Raw genomic sequence first — 15,121 nt, 5'->3', positions numbered from 1 at the left:
GCTTTTTTTCCATTTTTTTAGAGGAATCCACTGCGAATTCGATTGAAATTAAATTAGCGAATAATGTTTCTTTTTTTTTAGAAAAAAGTCTAAAAATTATTGAAACTCAATTTAGGTCTGTTAGGATGCAATTAAAGTTTTAAACTCATTATGAAGAAAACCGCTACAGGCAAATCGTTTTCCCACAACCCGAGTTATCCCTTTCTTAACGTATACAAAGAGAAAGAAGCGGTCGTTATGGGTCTGGTACCTACAGGTAAATACCACCAGGTACTTTATAATCACATAAAAAAAAGCTCTACCAATCAGAATGCCTCTTCAGGTAACCTGGTCTCTTTGAAAGAAATGCAGCTCGATAAGAATAAGCTGAAAAGAAACGAAGTTTTAGAAATTCTAAATCAGCTTCTTACCGTTCGTTTAATTTCCCATGTAGTCGCCTTTGAATATGACCCTTACCAGAGAAAAATCCGTTGTAAGTCTCATTTTATCACCCATCCTCCTTCCGAAAAACCGGATTCCTTAATTTCAGTATTCGAGGAAATGATCGATGCCTCCGTCTCAGCCTTCGAAACCTGGATAGAGCTCAGGGATAGCATTAAAATCGAAGGGTTTAAAAAAATCCTCGAAAAACAACTTCATGGAGGTGAAGATTACTCGGAACAGATAGGAAGTCTGATTGATATTGATAAAGAAATTCGGACAAAAAATTACGAGCTACAGGCCTCTGATGAAATGATGGATTATGTCGCCCAGGAGGTGAGAAGTCGTCTTATAAAACGCAAAATTGCAATTCCCTTAAGTCCGAAATATATCCTGATGCTAAAAGAGTCAGAAACTCTTGAACATTTTGAAGCCGCCTCGAATATTCTCGAAACCCGGATTCTACCGAGTTTAAAAACAGATCCCGGTTTTAAACAAAAAGTCGATAAGATTGTCTTAGAAGAACTTACCTATAATGTAGAAAAATTTTCCGTAAAAACAGCCTCTTTCACCGCCAAAAAAGCCAAAGAAGCCAGGGTTTACCGCGGAGGTAATAGTGAAATAGACTATCCGGGCTCTCTTTCCATCGAAACCATTATCAACCTGGAAACCAGTGCGGAAAAACTTTATCAGACCACCTGGAAAGAGGAATGTACTAAAAGGATAAATGAGTTTAAACGTCCCTTACAGGCTCCTTCTTCCTGTTCAGATAGCCTGATTACCTTTATAAAACAGGAAGATATTGCAAATTTTCCCAAAGAAGTCTGGGCTGCCCTTGTAAATGACAATGAACTTTACTACAGTAAATGGCAAAGCCCAACCTCTACCGTTCATGTTTTTATCAGTAAAAATCCGAAAGTTTTTAAACTTTTAATTAATGAAATGCAAAGGCTCCCCATCGATCAACTCTGGAAATCTCTGGCTCTAAAAAACTTGATTGAAGAAAATGAACACGAACTAAAACCGCTCTTTCAGGATCGAATTTTCCTATTAAATTACGGGAGGCTTCTCAAACAGGTCTATATCCAGTTTATGCCCTGGTATTATAAATTTCTTTTCTTTTTAGTATCCTTCAGTTTTTTTCAGGATCATTTTTTCAAGAAAGCAAAAGAGCGGATCCGGATTTATCAAGAAATTCTTCAAAAAGAGAACGAGAGGAGATATAAAGAACAACTGGGAAAACAAGAAAATGAAAAGTTAGAAAAAGTAAATGGAATTATCCATGAGAAAATGAGTCATTCAATCTCCGAAATTCTCGACCGTATCTATTTTCAGGAAGATACCATTCCCGATCTAAAAATGATGAATAAATACTTTCCGGATATGGATGAAAACCAATTTCGTGAGTATTTGAAGAAATCTTCTTACCGTATTATTGAAATGAACTCCAAGAAACATGGTAAAATCGAACTGGTTCTCTATCCGACAACAGGAGACTGGCCCGGAAAAAAAGTTCGATTAATGAGAATTTTTGATAAACACTCGGAAGTCTTAAATAAAGAATTCTCTACCGATGAAGAAAGATTAAAGCTGGCGAAAGTAAACAAGCTGAAAAATCAAATGGATGTAAACCCCGAAAGGCAGGTACGTAAAAAAACAGCAGGGACAGACCCCTATATCCGACTCGATAGAAGAATTAAGAAAATGGATGAGATAGAGAAAATTAAAAAACAGGCCGGAGAAGGAGAATAGAAGTTTAGCAGCTATGAAAAAAATTTTATATCTGTTTTTCTTTCTCTTTTACCTGGTATTTCTAAACCACCTATTCTATTATTTTCATGAAGCTTTTACCCTGAAATTTTTTCCCTTCCTGAGAGAAGTTCCTCAGTTCAGTATTTTTCTACATATACTCGGAATTTCGTTTCTATCTTATGTTCTCTGCAATATGCTCCTCTACGGACGCTTTTTTTATGTAGCGAAAGTTGATATTCTCGAATAAGACATATATTCCTTTTTAAAAAATACCCAGAAATAAAAATAAGCGAAAATTAGGAGCGAAACATAAACCCAAATCCATAGAAAAAATTGCTCATTATAGTAAACGTAGGAGGGAAATAAGTCCAGGGATAGGTTATGAAATACCGGCATAAAACCCCAGACAACGAAAGTTCGAGGAAGGATATAAGCTGAAATATACAGAAGAGCCTTTCGGTTATAAGGCACATAAATAAAAACCTTATAAAAAGAACCTTTTTCATAATAAAAATAGTGGGAAATAAACTGGGTAAAAGTGTAGCCCCTGGCCTGAGGAGAAAAATCTTTTTTTCCGACATAATAAAACTTTCCAAGGTACAAAATTAAAATAACCACCAGAACATTCACAAAACCGAGCATTATCCAGCCCTGCTGAAAAAGGCTGACGAGAGGATTTGCCTCATAATTTAGGTCAGGAGTAAGTCTGTAGGTAACAAAAGCATCCAGACTTCGATTCAATAAGAGTAAAAAACTCAGAGTATAGTATTCTTTCATTTGTTTTTCTTCGAAAATTTTTCAGATTATGTACAGGAAAATTGTAGGAAAGATTTCCCCTTTTCAGTATACTGTATTCTTACTAATTAAACAGGATATTCCATATAAATGAGCGAAACAACCATTCATTCCCTCAGAGAAGAAATTCTTTCTAAAAAAAGAGCCGGCTGTGCTTTTCCTTTAATTTCACTCAGTACCAAACATGCTTTTGAATGTGGAGATTTTTATACCCTCCTTACTATGAAAGATTGGGCTTTACAAACAGGCCTGAGCATTATCCAGATTCTCCCATTAAACGATCTGGGCTGGGGACGGAGTCCTTATAGTTCCATTTCTGCATTTGCAATCGATCCGACATATATTTCCCTTCATATGTTAGGAATAAATATTTATTCCCGTTCCAAATATATCAAATCCTGTAAAATCAATATCCGCAGGGTGCGTGATCTAAAGCTCGGCTATTTACAAAAAGCTTTTTCTAAAGATTGGGGCGAAGAGATGCAAAAAAACATCGATGAGTTTCGAAAACAACAGACCTGGTTGGATACCTATGTAGCTTTTAAAATCCTGTATGAAGAAAACAACTCCTACCACTGGAAATTCTGGCCGGAATTTTCAAATTACGAAAAAGGAGTTGAATCTATCATTCAAGAAAGATTTAGAGAACGTTTTTATTTTTATGCCTGGGTGCAGCTCCTCGCTTTCCAGCAGTTGCAAAAGGTTAAAAAAGAATTTGAAACCGCCGGGATATTTTTAAAAGGAGACATGCCCATTCTAACTTCTCCCAACTCTGCTGATGTGTGGTCAAGAAGGCATCTCTTTTTTATGGATCTGGCCGCGGGTGCTCCCCCGGATTATTTCAACTCAGATGGACAGAACTGGGGCTTTCCGGTTATCAACTGGGAAGTCATGAAAAAAGATAATTATTCCTGGTGGAGAGAAAGACTTTCCTATATAGAGAATTTTTACCATATCTATCGCATCGATCATGTTCTGGGTATGTATAGAATCTGGGCCATTTCCGGAGAGGGTCTGCCTGGCAAGAAAGGTTTCTTTTATCCGCAACATGGGGTAAGTAAAGAAGATTTTGAAGAAGTGGAGCTGGACATAAAAGAATTTGAAGAAGCCGGCCTTATTTATGAATACGAAAAAGGAAAATATATCTTCTACTGGGATTTCCATTTGTATCCAGGTTACCAGGCTTTAACAGAAGAAATTAAAGCCAAATTTTATCCTCTATCTTATAAATACATCAAGGAGGATGAGACCTACTGGAAAGCCTCCGGTGAAGATGTGCTGGATTTCCTTTTTTCTCATTCCAATATGCTTCCCTGTGCGGAAGACCTCGGCGCTGTTCCCGGTTTTGTAAGGGATAGCATTCACGAAAGAAAAATTATCGGGATGGATGTTATACGCTGGACAAGATCCTTTGAAACAGGAGAATTTATCCCGGCAGAAAAGTACAGAGAAAATGCAGTATCTGCTCTTTCCGTTCACGACACCTCCATTGCTCTTGCCTGGTGGCATGAAATACAGGATTTTGATAGAAAGGCTTTTTTAAAACTTCTCGAACTAAAAGAAGAACCAAAAGCCGAAGAACTATTAGAAGAAATGCTTGCTTTTTCTCTTTCTACAAATAGTCAATTTTCAATTAACTTACTACACGATTTCATTTCCGAAAGAGGATTACAATACGATAAAGAAAATGAGGACGAATTAGATATACTGGTTCAACCGGAACTTCACCGAATTAATATTCCCGGTACACCAGAGAAGAAAAATTGGGGCTATCGGTATCCCTTTCACGCGGAAAATCTTTTAGAAAACAATAAACTTACAAAAAAGATTGCCCGTCTGGTGGCAAAGTATCGGTCTTAAACGGTTCTCCAAAAAATTGTTTTAGCATAGTGTAGAAACCGGGTAGGACAAATCTATCCGGTTTCAATATGGCCCTGACATTTACTCCGGCTAATTCCTCTTCAATAAAAATCGTATATTGTTCAGCTCTCATACTTTTTAGATTAGGATTTTGTAAATCTAATAATTCAATCATGTAACGTGCTTTCTCTATTTCTATTGCAGAGCGATTCCGATTTGGTTTGATATTCCCATCAATATCAAAGGTAAAATAATCTTCTATATCACGAACTTCAACCGGGTTTAAAAATAAATTCGAATTAAACATATCTTTCTTGGCATATTCACAGAACTCTCCTTTTTCATCTTCCGAAGCACAATTAAATCCATTGCAGGCCAGGGCCAGATTTCTATAAGAAAAAGCAAGATGTTTATATTTACTCTTGGGTTTGATATGTTCTATATGAGAAGGATGATGTCGGAGTGTATCATCTTTACGTCTTTTTTCGGGAATAGCCTGTTCACAATAGACACATAAACCTTTCTGCTCTTTCCAGAGATGCTGATGCAATTCGAATTTTATACTGGAATTAAACTGGCTCCATTTATTCGTACGCTTACGTTTCACATACGAATCAAAGGCCCGACAACGTTTTCTTTTGTGTATATATCTCATCGTTCCTTTTTAAAATTTAACATTCGGAGTCTGTGCTCCAATCGCATAATAAATGGATCTTTTAAACCCAGGTTTTGCTTCAAGGTTTCGACAAGTTCTCTAGTCTCATCCGATTCCAGATCTCCCTTTTCAATTTTTTCCATAAGAAGATCAATTTGTTCCTGGGTTTCTACATCTCGAAGAGGAGTTCCCATAATTTCCTGTAGAATTCGATTCGGTTCCAAACCCCTTGTTTGCTTTCGAGCCTTTTCCATATTCACAACTTCGATACGATTCTCCTGTTTATTATGAAATAACAAAAACAGATTCACAGGTTTTAAGGAAGATATGATATGCGGAGAATGAGTAGCGAATATCACCTGGTTTTTTGGACCCAATCTCCGATACAAATTCACGATTTTCTGTTGCCATTTCGGGTGCAGGGAGTTCTCCGGCTCATCGACCATTACAATACTATCCTTAATTCCGGAACTGTGCAGATAAAAAAATCGAAATAAAATTTGTTTTTCGCCGGAGGATAAATCTTCAATATCCACCGTCTCCTTATACATATTTTTAAATACCATATTTTCATCGATTTTTTCCGGATGGGATTGTATTCCAAAACTACTTTCTAATTCTTTAAGTTTTTTTAATATACGGGATTCCTTACTTTCTGATTCAGTAAGAATACTGGAGTAGAAACTGTAGATATTATGTTTTAAATCGGGTTCAGTGGAAAGAGAATTGAATTTATGGTCAACTTCCTTATTGGTATATAGAAGTTTAAGACCGTTCATATGGGAATAAGCAGAGGCTTTTTGCAGTAATACAAAAAGATTAAAGTCATTCTTTTCTACTTCGGTTTTTCCTTCTTTCTGGATTTCAGAATAAACCAATTCCACATTTTTTCTATTCTCAAAACGAGAAATAAATTCTGAAACACGAATTCCTGATTTCTCCAGAAGCTCGGTTCCTTCCAGACCTGTAAGACTGGAGATAATAAGTTCTTTCTGATCTTCAGTAAAAGAAATTACCATTCGCAATTCTTTACAGAAGGGAACAGGAAAGGGAATGGGAGATAGGGCCCGGTTTATTAAATTCAAAACCGTGGTCTTTCCGCAGCCATTATCACCGGCCAGGACAATGGTATCAAGAGTTCTTCCATTTAAATCGGTAAAATGGAGTTCTAAATTTTCTAATATTTTGTAATTCTTAATTATTATACTACGAACTTTCATCAGTATCGCATAACTCCGGGGAATATAAAATTAATTCCAAAAATCAAACCCTGTTCTTTTATATCATCCGGTACCGGACCAAAATCCTGTCCCTGAATTGCATCAATACAGGCGTTTTCCACAATACTCTGGCTGTGTGAACCTGTCTTTTTTACATCGATTACTTTTCCGTTTTCATCTAATAAAAACACAACCCCTACTTCACCGGGAATGATTCCCTGTCCGGCAACAATTCCCGCCATATCTCTATAGGCAAAATTTCCTCCACCCGGAGGAGCAAATTTATCTTCAATTTTTCTCAACATATTTTTAAAATACTTATAGGAATTTAACTTCTTGGTCGGAATTCTTGTAATACGGGCTCCATTCCAGCGAAAACGAAAGTCCTGCTTAAAACGATAATTAGTGGGGATTTTAGTTACAGGTCCTGTTTTTTCCGGTGTATTTTCTTTATTACCTTCGTTACCCCGATTGGCTTCTTTTACTTCTTTCTGCTTTTCTTTTTTTTTCTTTCCGGCGGTAATTCCATCCTTATCTTCCTGGAATTCTTTTTCAATTTCGACAACAAAAGATTCCTCTTCCTTTTGCACTTCCGGAGTTTCTTTTTTTTGACCGAAGATAGTTTCTCCACCAAAGATAAACTCTCGAAAAGGAGTTAGTGTATGAAATCCTTTCTCTTTTGTAATCCCTCCACTCCCGGTTGAATCTTCATCTGAAAGGGCTTTGATTTCTTTGTCTTTCTTTTTGTCTCTTTCAATCTGTTCTAATAATACGTGATATAATTTTTCATTTTCTTTATCTTTTACTGCTAATGAACTTGCTTTTTTATCCCGGAATACATCAAACAACAAATTTTTTGTATATAAATGAGCAGCAACGAGAGAAAAAATGAGAAAAGAAAATGCGGCAGAAAAAAAAATCCGTTTTTCGTCTTCCGAAAAATCCTTATCTATCGAAAAGAGTTCTATCATTTTCTTTTTTTTCTTTCTTCCCGTAAAATTTTATACCGAGGTGTTCATAGGCCTTATCACTTACAATTCGCCCGGATGGAGTTCTGTTAATCAAGCCTATGCGAACGAGGTAAGGTTCATAACTTTCTTCTATGGTTTTTTCTTCCTCCCCCACGATCACCGCGATAGATTTCAAACCCACCGGACCTCCATTATAACGTTCAATCATATTTCGTAATATATCCCTATCGAGATTATCCAGACCCAGATAATCGATGCCCAACTTCTCTAAAGAGGATTTACAAATAGGAAGAGTAATGTCTCCATTTACAGAAAGAATTTCCGCAAAATCTCGAATACGTTTCAGGAGATGGTTAGCGATCCTCGGAGTTTTTCGACTACGCTTTCCAATTTCGGCTGCACTATCTTTATCAATCTTAATTCCCAATATTTTCGCTGAACGCAGCACTATGGTTTGCATGTCCTCGTCTGAATAATAGTCCAGGCGAAGATGGATTCCAAATCGATTTTTCAAAGGTTCACTTATCATCCCGCTGCGGGTTGTTGCCCCGATAAGGGTAAAAGGTTTGAGTGGAATCTGCAAAGTCTGAGCCGTAAGCCCCTCACCTGTCACCACATCAATCTTATAATCTTCCATAGCAGGATAAAGAATTTCTTCCAGTCCACGATTTAGACTGTGGATTTCATCAATAAATAAAATATCTTTTTCTTCCAGTCTCGCTAAAAAACGGGCCAGGTCTTTGGGACTGCTTACCACCTTGGCCGAAGTAATGGTTACATCCGAACCCATTTCATTGGCAATAATAGAAGCCAGAGTAGTCTTTCCGAGACCGGGAGGTCCGCTAATCAAGACATGATCTAAAGGCCTTCCCCTCCTTCTGGCTGCTTCAATAAAAACCGCCAGGTTTTCAAGATTCTCTTTTTGACCGATAAAATCGGACAATTTCTCCGGTCTGAGACTGATTTCGTCGGGACTTTCCGTATCCGGGTCGAGTATCCGCTTATCCTGCAAATTCATATCCCTCAATCCGGCCTGGCCTCCGGTTTTATTAAAAGACGTATCTTCCGTTTTTTACGAATGAGTTCCAACTTCAAATGTTTACCTATCTTGCTTTTCCGCACTTCCTGTACCAGTTCCTGGGGAGATTCAATTTCTCTGTCTCCCGCTTTTACAATTACATCCATATTTTTAATACCGCTTTTTTCAGCCGGGGAGTTCGGCATTACCTGCCTCACAATAGCTCCCTTTTTAGACTGTAGACCCAATTCTTTTTCTTCGGTATCGCTTACAGAGTCAAGCCCGATGCCAATCCAGGCCCTTTTAATTTTTCCATTCTTTTTTAATTCGGTAAAAACTTCCCTTGCCTCATTGATAGGAATTGTAAAACCAATACCCACCGAACCTCCGCTCTGAGAGGCAATCATCCTGTTTATCCCGATTACTTCTCCGTGGATATTTAACAGTGGCCCGCCGCTATTCCCCTTATTGATGGCTGTGTCAGATTGAATATAACTTAAACCGGAAGAATCAATACCTCTCCTCGCTACGGCACTTATAATCCCCACTGTCAAAGACTGCTCAAAACCCAGAGGAGCCCCAATAGCTATCGCCCAGCTACCCACTTTTACAGCAGAAGAATCTCCCAGCTTTACAGGTGGTAAATTTTTAGTTTCGATTTTTAAAACAGCCAGATCCATTACGGTATCTGAACCAGCAACTTTTGCCGAATAGGTCTTGCCATTTTTTAACTTTACAGTCAGTTTATCCATTTTATGAATAACATGCTCATTTGTTAAAATATAACCATCTGAACTCAAAATAATACCTGAACCGAGGCCGGTTTGCTTTTCTTCGTGGGGTAATTGCCTGCCTTTATGAACCCGACCCTGACCAAAAAAATGTTCAAAAAATGGATCATTCATAAAGGGATGAGTCTGCACTTTTACCATTCTTTCCGTGGCTATAGACACAACACTGGGTGAAACATCTTCATATATTTTTTGAAATACATTTTCTAACTCAATCGCTGCATTTTTTGCATCCGACACGTTCCGATTCTGAGCACTGAGGTTTAAATTTAAAAGGCATAATAATAAAAAAAGCAGGAAAACCGGAGTTTTAGATAATTTTCGTTTCCAAAATAGAATCATTCATATTTCCTATTACTCAATTATATATACTTGAAGCTATTTCTTTCAGGAGTTCTGTCAAGTGGTAAATGAAACTTACTGTTCCCAAAATTTAAAACCTACAGTAAATCAGTTCAGTTTTTAAGGAAATAGCTTGCAAATTTTTAGAAATAATTTATCATACTTCATACTGCTATACAAATCCACAAATTAATGCAGGATCCTAAAACGAAGAAGAAAAACGAAAATATGCAAACTGAAACAAATGATGATTTTCATGACTTTCTTGAATTTTCGAGTGAAGCCTATCTCATTTTCTCAAAAGATCGTATTCTCTATACAAATCCGAGTTTTAAACGCTTACATAACCTATCTTCCCTGCAAACACTTTCAGACTACATAATCCACATTCATCCAGAAGATAGAAATGCTTTTTTAAAATTCCTTGAAACAAACATAACAAAAGAAATTACTAATTTAACATATCGATATATAATAGATAATTCAAATTCTATATACCTTAAAATCAAAATTTTTCCTCTTTCGGATGAAGACAAGAAAGCCTGCATAATAAACCAGATCTATTTAGATTTTAATGATATTAGCTCTCAAAAAGAAAAGGAAAAACAATTACAGCGGCTTTCTAAAGCTGTTATTGAAAGCCCGGCTATCGTTTCTATTACGAACGAGAAAGGAATTATTGAATTCGTAAACACCAAATTTACCGAGGTAACAGGTTATACTTACGAAGAAGCCATAGGCAAAACCCATAGCATCATCCGTTCCAGGTATTATTCACATGATTATTATCAAATGATGTGGAAAGCTATAGCAGCCGGGAATGACTGGCATGGGGAATTTTTAAACCAAAAAAAAGATGGTACACTGTACTGGGAAGAATCCCTGATCAAATCGGTCCAAAATGAAGATGGAAGTCTGAGTTTTCTAAAATTAGCTATCGATATTACATCAAGAAAAAAATTAGAAGAAGAAATTGAATCAAACATTCGTTCTTTAGCCCTACTTACAGAGTCAAGAAAAGCTATACTGCATAAAGATGATCCTAAAGAAATATTAGAAAAAATTTGTGAAGCCATTGTAAATTATACAGATTTCAAATTCGTCTGGGCCGGAATTCCTGTGTTGGAAAAAAAACGAGAAATAAAAATTATTGCTCACGCCGGAAACGATAATGGATATCTAAAATACCTGGATACCTCCTGGGGAACCAGCTTTCAAAACTCCAGTCTTGCCGGTAAAGTCCTGAAAGAAGGGACCAGTATTTATTCCAATGACTTAAATGAAGAAGAACGTAGCCAATGGTTAAAAAAAGCCATTGCCTGCGGTTTCCACTCTTCTCTTATTATCCCCCTTAAAGATAAAGAAGAATCTATAGGAATCTTAAAACTTTATTCACCCAAAAAAGAAGATTTAACTGCTGATGAAAGAGAATTATTGGAGAGATTAGCCGATGACTTGAGCTACGGTCTTATTTCAATACGAAATAGAAAGCAAAGAGACGAATTATTCTGGCAACACAATGTTATATTAGAGAATAGTGAAATTGGAATTACCTATGTAAAAGATAGGCATTTTTTATGGATTAACCACAAATTGGAGAGAATGTTCGGTTATGAGAAAGGAGAAATGATTGGAAAAAGTACCCGCATTCTCTTTCCAACAGTAGCCGAATATAACATTTTTGGAATAGATGCCTATGCTGAATTAAATAAAGGCCATTCTTACCAGATCGAAATTCCTCTTTCAAGAAAAGATGGAAGTCACATTTGGGTCAGTATAATCGGAAAAGCAGTAAATATAACAAATCCCGAAATGGGATATATCTGGATCATGGAAGATGTTTCTACCCGCAAGGAATTTGAAGAAAAACTAAAAAAAGCAAAGAGACAGGCTGAAAGTGCAAACCTGGCAAAAAGTATTTTCCTGGCAAATATGAGCCATGAAATCCGTACACCTATGAATGCAATCCTTGGCTTTACGGAATTATTAGAAGGTATATCCAAAGAAGAAAAACAAAAATACTATTTGAATATAGTAAAAACCAGTAGCAAAAGTCTTCTGGAACTAATTGATGATATACTGGATCTTTCCAAAATCGAAGCCGGAAAAATGGAGTTGTATTACGAAGAATTTAATCTGCGTGCATTAATCCAGGAAATAGAAAACATTTTCCTTCTAAAAATCCAACAAAAAGGATTAATTTTTCATATTGATATAGATGAAAGACTACCAAACAATATCATCCTTGATGAGTTGCGACTCAAGCAAATTCTCATTAACCTTGTTGGCAATGCTGTAAAATTTAGCGATCATGGAAAAGTTACTTTGATGATTGAGGTAGAAAACATCCGTGAACAGGATCTGGATATTCTCATTTCCGTAAAAGATACAGGTATCGGTATAGAAGAAAAAGAACAGAAACTCATATTTGAAGCCTTCAGACGTTCGGATGAAAGTGAAACAAAAAAATATGGTGGAACGGGACTTGGTTTAACAATAACTAAAAAGTTAGTCGAATTGATGAAAGGTGAGATAAAACTTTTTAGCGTACATGGTAAAGGAAGTTTATTTGAAATATTAATTTCTTCAGTAAAGTATACGGAAAATACAAATATAAAAAACCCTGAAGATCATTTAGAACCCTTATCCATTCATTTTACTCCGACCACCATCCTGGTTGTGGATGACCTGGAAATGAACCGTATGCTAATAAAAGATTTCTTAACTTACTCACAACTAACTATTTTGGAAGCCAGTTCCGGAGAAGACGCGATTAAAACTTTGCAAGAAAATCCTGAGCTACCCTCAGTAATCCTCATGGATTTGCGTATGCCCGGCATGGGGGGAAAAGCCTGTACCGAAATAATAAAACAACACGAATCCTGGATGCATATTCCGGTAATAGCCCAGACAGCCTCAGCCATGGTCGAAGAAGAAGAAAATATTAAAAAGTCCGGATTCAGTGCGTTCTTGCGCAAACCCATTCACCAAAAAAACCTGTATCGTACGTTAATGAATTTTTTGACTTATTCAGAACAAAGGGAGGAAGAAACAGGTATCCTTGAATCCTAGGCGAGCTATAAACTCCCTTGCTTTTCAGAAAATGGAGCTCTTAAAGAAATGCTAAGTGAGAATTCATGAAGATTCATGTATTTCCTTTTTCTTCCGAAAATGATACTATGTCCAGAGTAATATTCATCTATCTAATTCTTTTTATCTGCCTCCCTATTTATTCTCACGATGAAAGAAATGAGGTTCCCGGGGTTTATAAAAATCCAGACGAGGTAATAGAAGATACTGCCGGCAGGGAAGCAAGCGAAGACACTGATAAAGAAATCCAAAATCTAAAAAAGTCTCTTGATTCCTACTACTCTCAATTTGTGGAAGGAAAACGCACCTGGCATGAAAGAAATAGTCAGGAAATATTTAAGAATCAGTCAATCAATCAGACCCGACTTTTAATGAGGGACATAAACTCAGAATTTTCTGAAAGTGGAAGATTACGAGATTCTTTAATTTTATTTCAGATACATGCAAAACTTGGAGTTCTATATTCCAAAAAATATAGGGCTGATTCAGGTAAGGACCCCTACTCCAGACAAAAAGCCATAGAGCACTACCTGAATTCCTTTCGCTATAGGGACCTATCCTCATCGGAAAATAGTTTTCTATACGAGAAAAATTGGAGAGAAATCAGAGATGATTCGGCAGTTTCTGCAAGAAAACTACATACCTCAAATAAGCAAGCATACGAAACAGCTAAAAAAGATTTTATTCAAAAAAAACAGGAACTTTACAGAAACAAAGCCAAATTGGCCAGGGATTTTGCTTTTTCTGAAAATACTTACTCTTCCGCCAATCCGAGTATACAGATAAGAAATACAGCAGAGTCTATCGATAGAGAAATGGCTAATTTAGAAAAAGAGCTTGAAGAAAAAAAATTAGCCTACGAAGAATCCTATAAAAACAATTATCTTCCTTATAAAGAGTCAAAGGACAAAGAAAATGCAGATGTTCTTTTTAGACTGGCCGGTCTTGTCCGAGAATTGGAAGAAGAAAGCCTTCAAGTAAGAAAACAGAGAACCCAAATCCCGATTCCGAGAGACCCCCGCTTTATTTTTGATAGTACAAGGGAAAGAGACTTCCCTGCCTACCGGCAAATCCTCCACCTCGCACATAGATTCGAACCTTCAAATAAACAAATTTTATTTGCATTAGCCGATGAACACCGTATGGCAGGAAAGACCAAAGAAGCTGCCGATTATTTTGAATCATATATCTCCACTGTTTGTAAAGAGAATTTAAAAAAACAATGGGAAACTCTGGAAGAAAAAGATAAAAAAGATACAATGCAAAGAAATTTGATAGGGGTTCAATTCCAGAATAATACAAGTATAGAAGAAAACCTGGACAAACAGGAAAGTATAATTCTCTACCGGGCAGCCGAAGAATACTTAAAAAATCTGGATGATACAGGTAAGGAATATTTAAAAAAAGCTTTTCTGTATACAGCGATGCTTCGTTCCCAACTCAAGCAAAATGTAAAAGCAGCTTATTACTATGAGAGGTATTTGGAAAGAGAAACAGACGAAGAGAAAAAAACAGCCTGGGAATATTATCTCGGAAACTTCTACTTTGAAAAAATTGGAGACAGACATAAAAGTGTTGCTTATTTTCAGACCTGGCTTTCAAAAAAAGAAAACGAGCAGACAGATGATAAAAAAGATCTAAAAGCCTACCTGGATAGAAACATACAACTATTTCATGCGTATGCTGCCCTGGATACTTATTCAATCTATACCCACATCCCTCCCGAAGAGAGAAGTCATACCTTCTCTTCTCTAGAAAATATAAAACAAGAAGACATAAATAATTTATATCATATAGAAAAAGCTTATCGAATCATCATAAATTTAGAAGAACTCCTATATAAGGAAAAGCAGGAAGAATCCCAATTAAAATCTCAGTTCTTAGCCGAAAAGAAAAAACTTTTACCCAAAACAGATGATAATGCTTTATTAGAATATCATAAATACAAAACAAAACTTCAGGATTTGCAGGAAAGGATCAAAACGATTCAAACTACCTATAAATCTTTAAAACAAATAGAACTTCTATTTCGTTTTGCAGAACTGGAGGCCGATAAAAGAAATTTTCACCTCGCTTCGGAAATATACAGAGAAATCATTAACAAAGGAAACGAACTAGAAATTTCTCATGCCAGAGAAAATCTGGAAAGCATAGAAAAGACTTTACAGGATGGAAGGATCCGGGAACTTTCCCGATTATATTAGTTA

The 15,121-nt window shown here is 36.5% G+C and carries 11 protein-coding genes; 5 read left to right on the top strand and 6 right to left on the bottom strand.

Annotated features, from left to right (window positions below):
- The first annotated feature begins 150 nt into the window (after nucleotides 1-150).
- Nucleotides 151-2,172, top strand: a complete 2,022-nt coding sequence (locus tag H7A25_08935; GenBank protein MCP5500015.1) for a hypothetical protein — start codon at nucleotides 151-153, stop codon at nucleotides 2,170-2,172.
- 13 nt (nucleotides 2,173-2,185) lie between these two features.
- A complete protein-coding gene (locus H7A25_08930) occupies nucleotides 2,186-2,419 on the top strand; it encodes a hypothetical protein (protein ID MCP5500014.1) in 234 nt (77 codons plus the stop codon).
- Here the strand turns inward: H7A25_08930 and H7A25_08925 are convergent.
- Entirely contained in the window at nucleotides 2,389-2,949 is a 561-nt protein-coding gene (locus tag H7A25_08925) for a hypothetical protein (GenBank protein ID MCP5500013.1), read from the bottom strand. The genes H7A25_08930 and H7A25_08925 overlap by 31 nt on opposite strands.
- A gap of 108 nt (nucleotides 2,950-3,057) precedes the next feature.
- Here H7A25_08925 and H7A25_08920 point away from each other — a divergent pair, with 108 nt between their 5' ends.
- A complete protein-coding gene (locus tag H7A25_08920) occupies nucleotides 3,058-4,827 on the top strand; it encodes a 4-alpha-glucanotransferase (protein MCP5500012.1) in 1,770 nt (589 codons plus the stop codon).
- Here H7A25_08920 and H7A25_08915 read toward each other — a convergent pair.
- From H7A25_08915 to H7A25_08895, 5 genes are read right to left on the bottom strand one after another with little or no spacing between them, the layout of a single operon-like run.
- The gene (locus tag H7A25_08915; protein MCP5500011.1) at nucleotides 4,784-5,482 is read right to left on the bottom strand and encodes a TIGR02646 family protein; all 699 of its coding nucleotides are present in this window, start codon (nucleotides 5,480-5,482) and stop codon (nucleotides 4,784-4,786) included. The genes H7A25_08920 and H7A25_08915 overlap by 44 nt on opposite strands.
- Complete coding sequence (locus tag H7A25_08910) at nucleotides 5,479-6,702, bottom strand: AAA family ATPase (protein ID MCP5500010.1); 1,224 nt, start codon at nucleotides 6,700-6,702, stop codon at nucleotides 5,479-5,481. The genes H7A25_08915 and H7A25_08910 overlap by 4 nt, the downstream gene beginning before the upstream one ends.
- On the bottom strand, nucleotides 6,702-7,673 hold the full coding sequence (locus tag H7A25_08905) for a TonB-dependent receptor (protein MCP5500009.1): 972 nt from the start codon (nucleotides 7,671-7,673) through the stop codon (nucleotides 6,702-6,704). The genes H7A25_08910 and H7A25_08905 overlap by 1 nt, the downstream gene beginning before the upstream one ends.
- Complete coding sequence (gene ruvB / locus H7A25_08900; protein ID MCP5500008.1) at nucleotides 7,648-8,691, bottom strand: Holliday junction branch migration DNA helicase RuvB; 1,044 nt, start codon at nucleotides 8,689-8,691, stop codon at nucleotides 7,648-7,650. The genes H7A25_08905 and ruvB overlap by 26 nt, the downstream gene beginning before the upstream one ends.
- 5 nt (nucleotides 8,692-8,696) lie before the next feature.
- Nucleotides 8,697-9,824, bottom strand: coding sequence for a trypsin-like peptidase domain-containing protein (locus tag H7A25_08895; GenBank protein ID MCP5500007.1), 1,128 nt, complete (start codon nucleotides 9,822-9,824; stop codon nucleotides 8,697-8,699).
- 192 nt (nucleotides 9,825-10,016) lie between these two features.
- Between H7A25_08895 and H7A25_08890 the strand changes: the two genes are divergently transcribed.
- Both H7A25_08890 and H7A25_08885 read left to right on the top strand, forming a co-directional pair.
- Nucleotides 10,017-12,896, top strand: coding sequence for a PAS domain S-box protein (locus H7A25_08890; GenBank protein ID MCP5500006.1), 2,880 nt, complete (start codon nucleotides 10,017-10,019; stop codon nucleotides 12,894-12,896).
- 65 nt (nucleotides 12,897-12,961) lie between these two features.
- Nucleotides 12,962-15,118 (top strand): hypothetical protein, encoded by a 2,157-nt coding sequence (locus H7A25_08885; protein MCP5500005.1) that lies wholly within the window; start codon nucleotides 12,962-12,964, stop codon nucleotides 15,116-15,118.
- Nucleotides 15,119-15,121: the final 3 nt, after the last annotated feature.

This window comes from Leptospiraceae bacterium, from assembly GCA_024233835.1.
Taxonomy (GTDB): domain Bacteria; phylum Spirochaetota; class Leptospiria; order Leptospirales; family Leptospiraceae; genus JACKPC01.
This window is presented reverse-complemented; position numbering and strand designations above follow the sequence as displayed.

What these genes read in the sequence shown, in the direction of transcription:
- H7A25_08935 (MCP5500015.1), top strand. Translation starts at nt 151, where the DNA reads ATGAAGAAAACCGCTACAGGCAAATCGTTTTCCCACAACCCGAGTTAT.
- H7A25_08930 (MCP5500014.1), top strand. Translation starts at nt 2,186, where the DNA reads ATGAAAAAAATTTTATATCTGTTTTTCTTTCTCTTTTACCTGGTATTT.
- H7A25_08925 (MCP5500013.1), bottom strand. Translation starts at nt 2,949, where the DNA reads ATGAAAGAATACTATACTCTGAGTTTTTTACTCTTATTGAATCGAAGT.
- H7A25_08920 (MCP5500012.1), top strand. Translation starts at nt 3,058, where the DNA reads ATGAGCGAAACAACCATTCATTCCCTCAGAGAAGAAATTCTTTCTAAA.
- H7A25_08915 (MCP5500011.1), bottom strand. Translation starts at nt 5,482, where the DNA reads ATGAGATATATACACAAAAGAAAACGTTGTCGGGCCTTTGATTCGTAT.
- H7A25_08910 (MCP5500010.1), bottom strand. Translation starts at nt 6,702, where the DNA reads ATGAAAGTTCGTAGTATAATAATTAAGAATTACAAAATATTAGAAAAT.
- H7A25_08905 (MCP5500009.1), bottom strand. Translation starts at nt 7,673, where the DNA reads ATGATAGAACTCTTTTCGATAGATAAGGATTTTTCGGAAGACGAAAAA.
- ruvB (MCP5500008.1), bottom strand. Translation starts at nt 8,691, where the DNA reads ATGAATTTGCAGGATAAGCGGATACTCGACCCGGATACGGAAAGTCCC.
- H7A25_08895 (MCP5500007.1), bottom strand. Translation starts at nt 9,824, where the DNA reads ATGATTCTATTTTGGAAACGAAAATTATCTAAAACTCCGGTTTTCCTG.
- H7A25_08890 (MCP5500006.1), top strand. Translation starts at nt 10,017, where the DNA reads ATGCAGGATCCTAAAACGAAGAAGAAAAACGAAAATATGCAAACTGAA.
- H7A25_08885 (MCP5500005.1), top strand. Translation starts at nt 12,962, where the DNA reads ATGAAGATTCATGTATTTCCTTTTTCTTCCGAAAATGATACTATGTCC.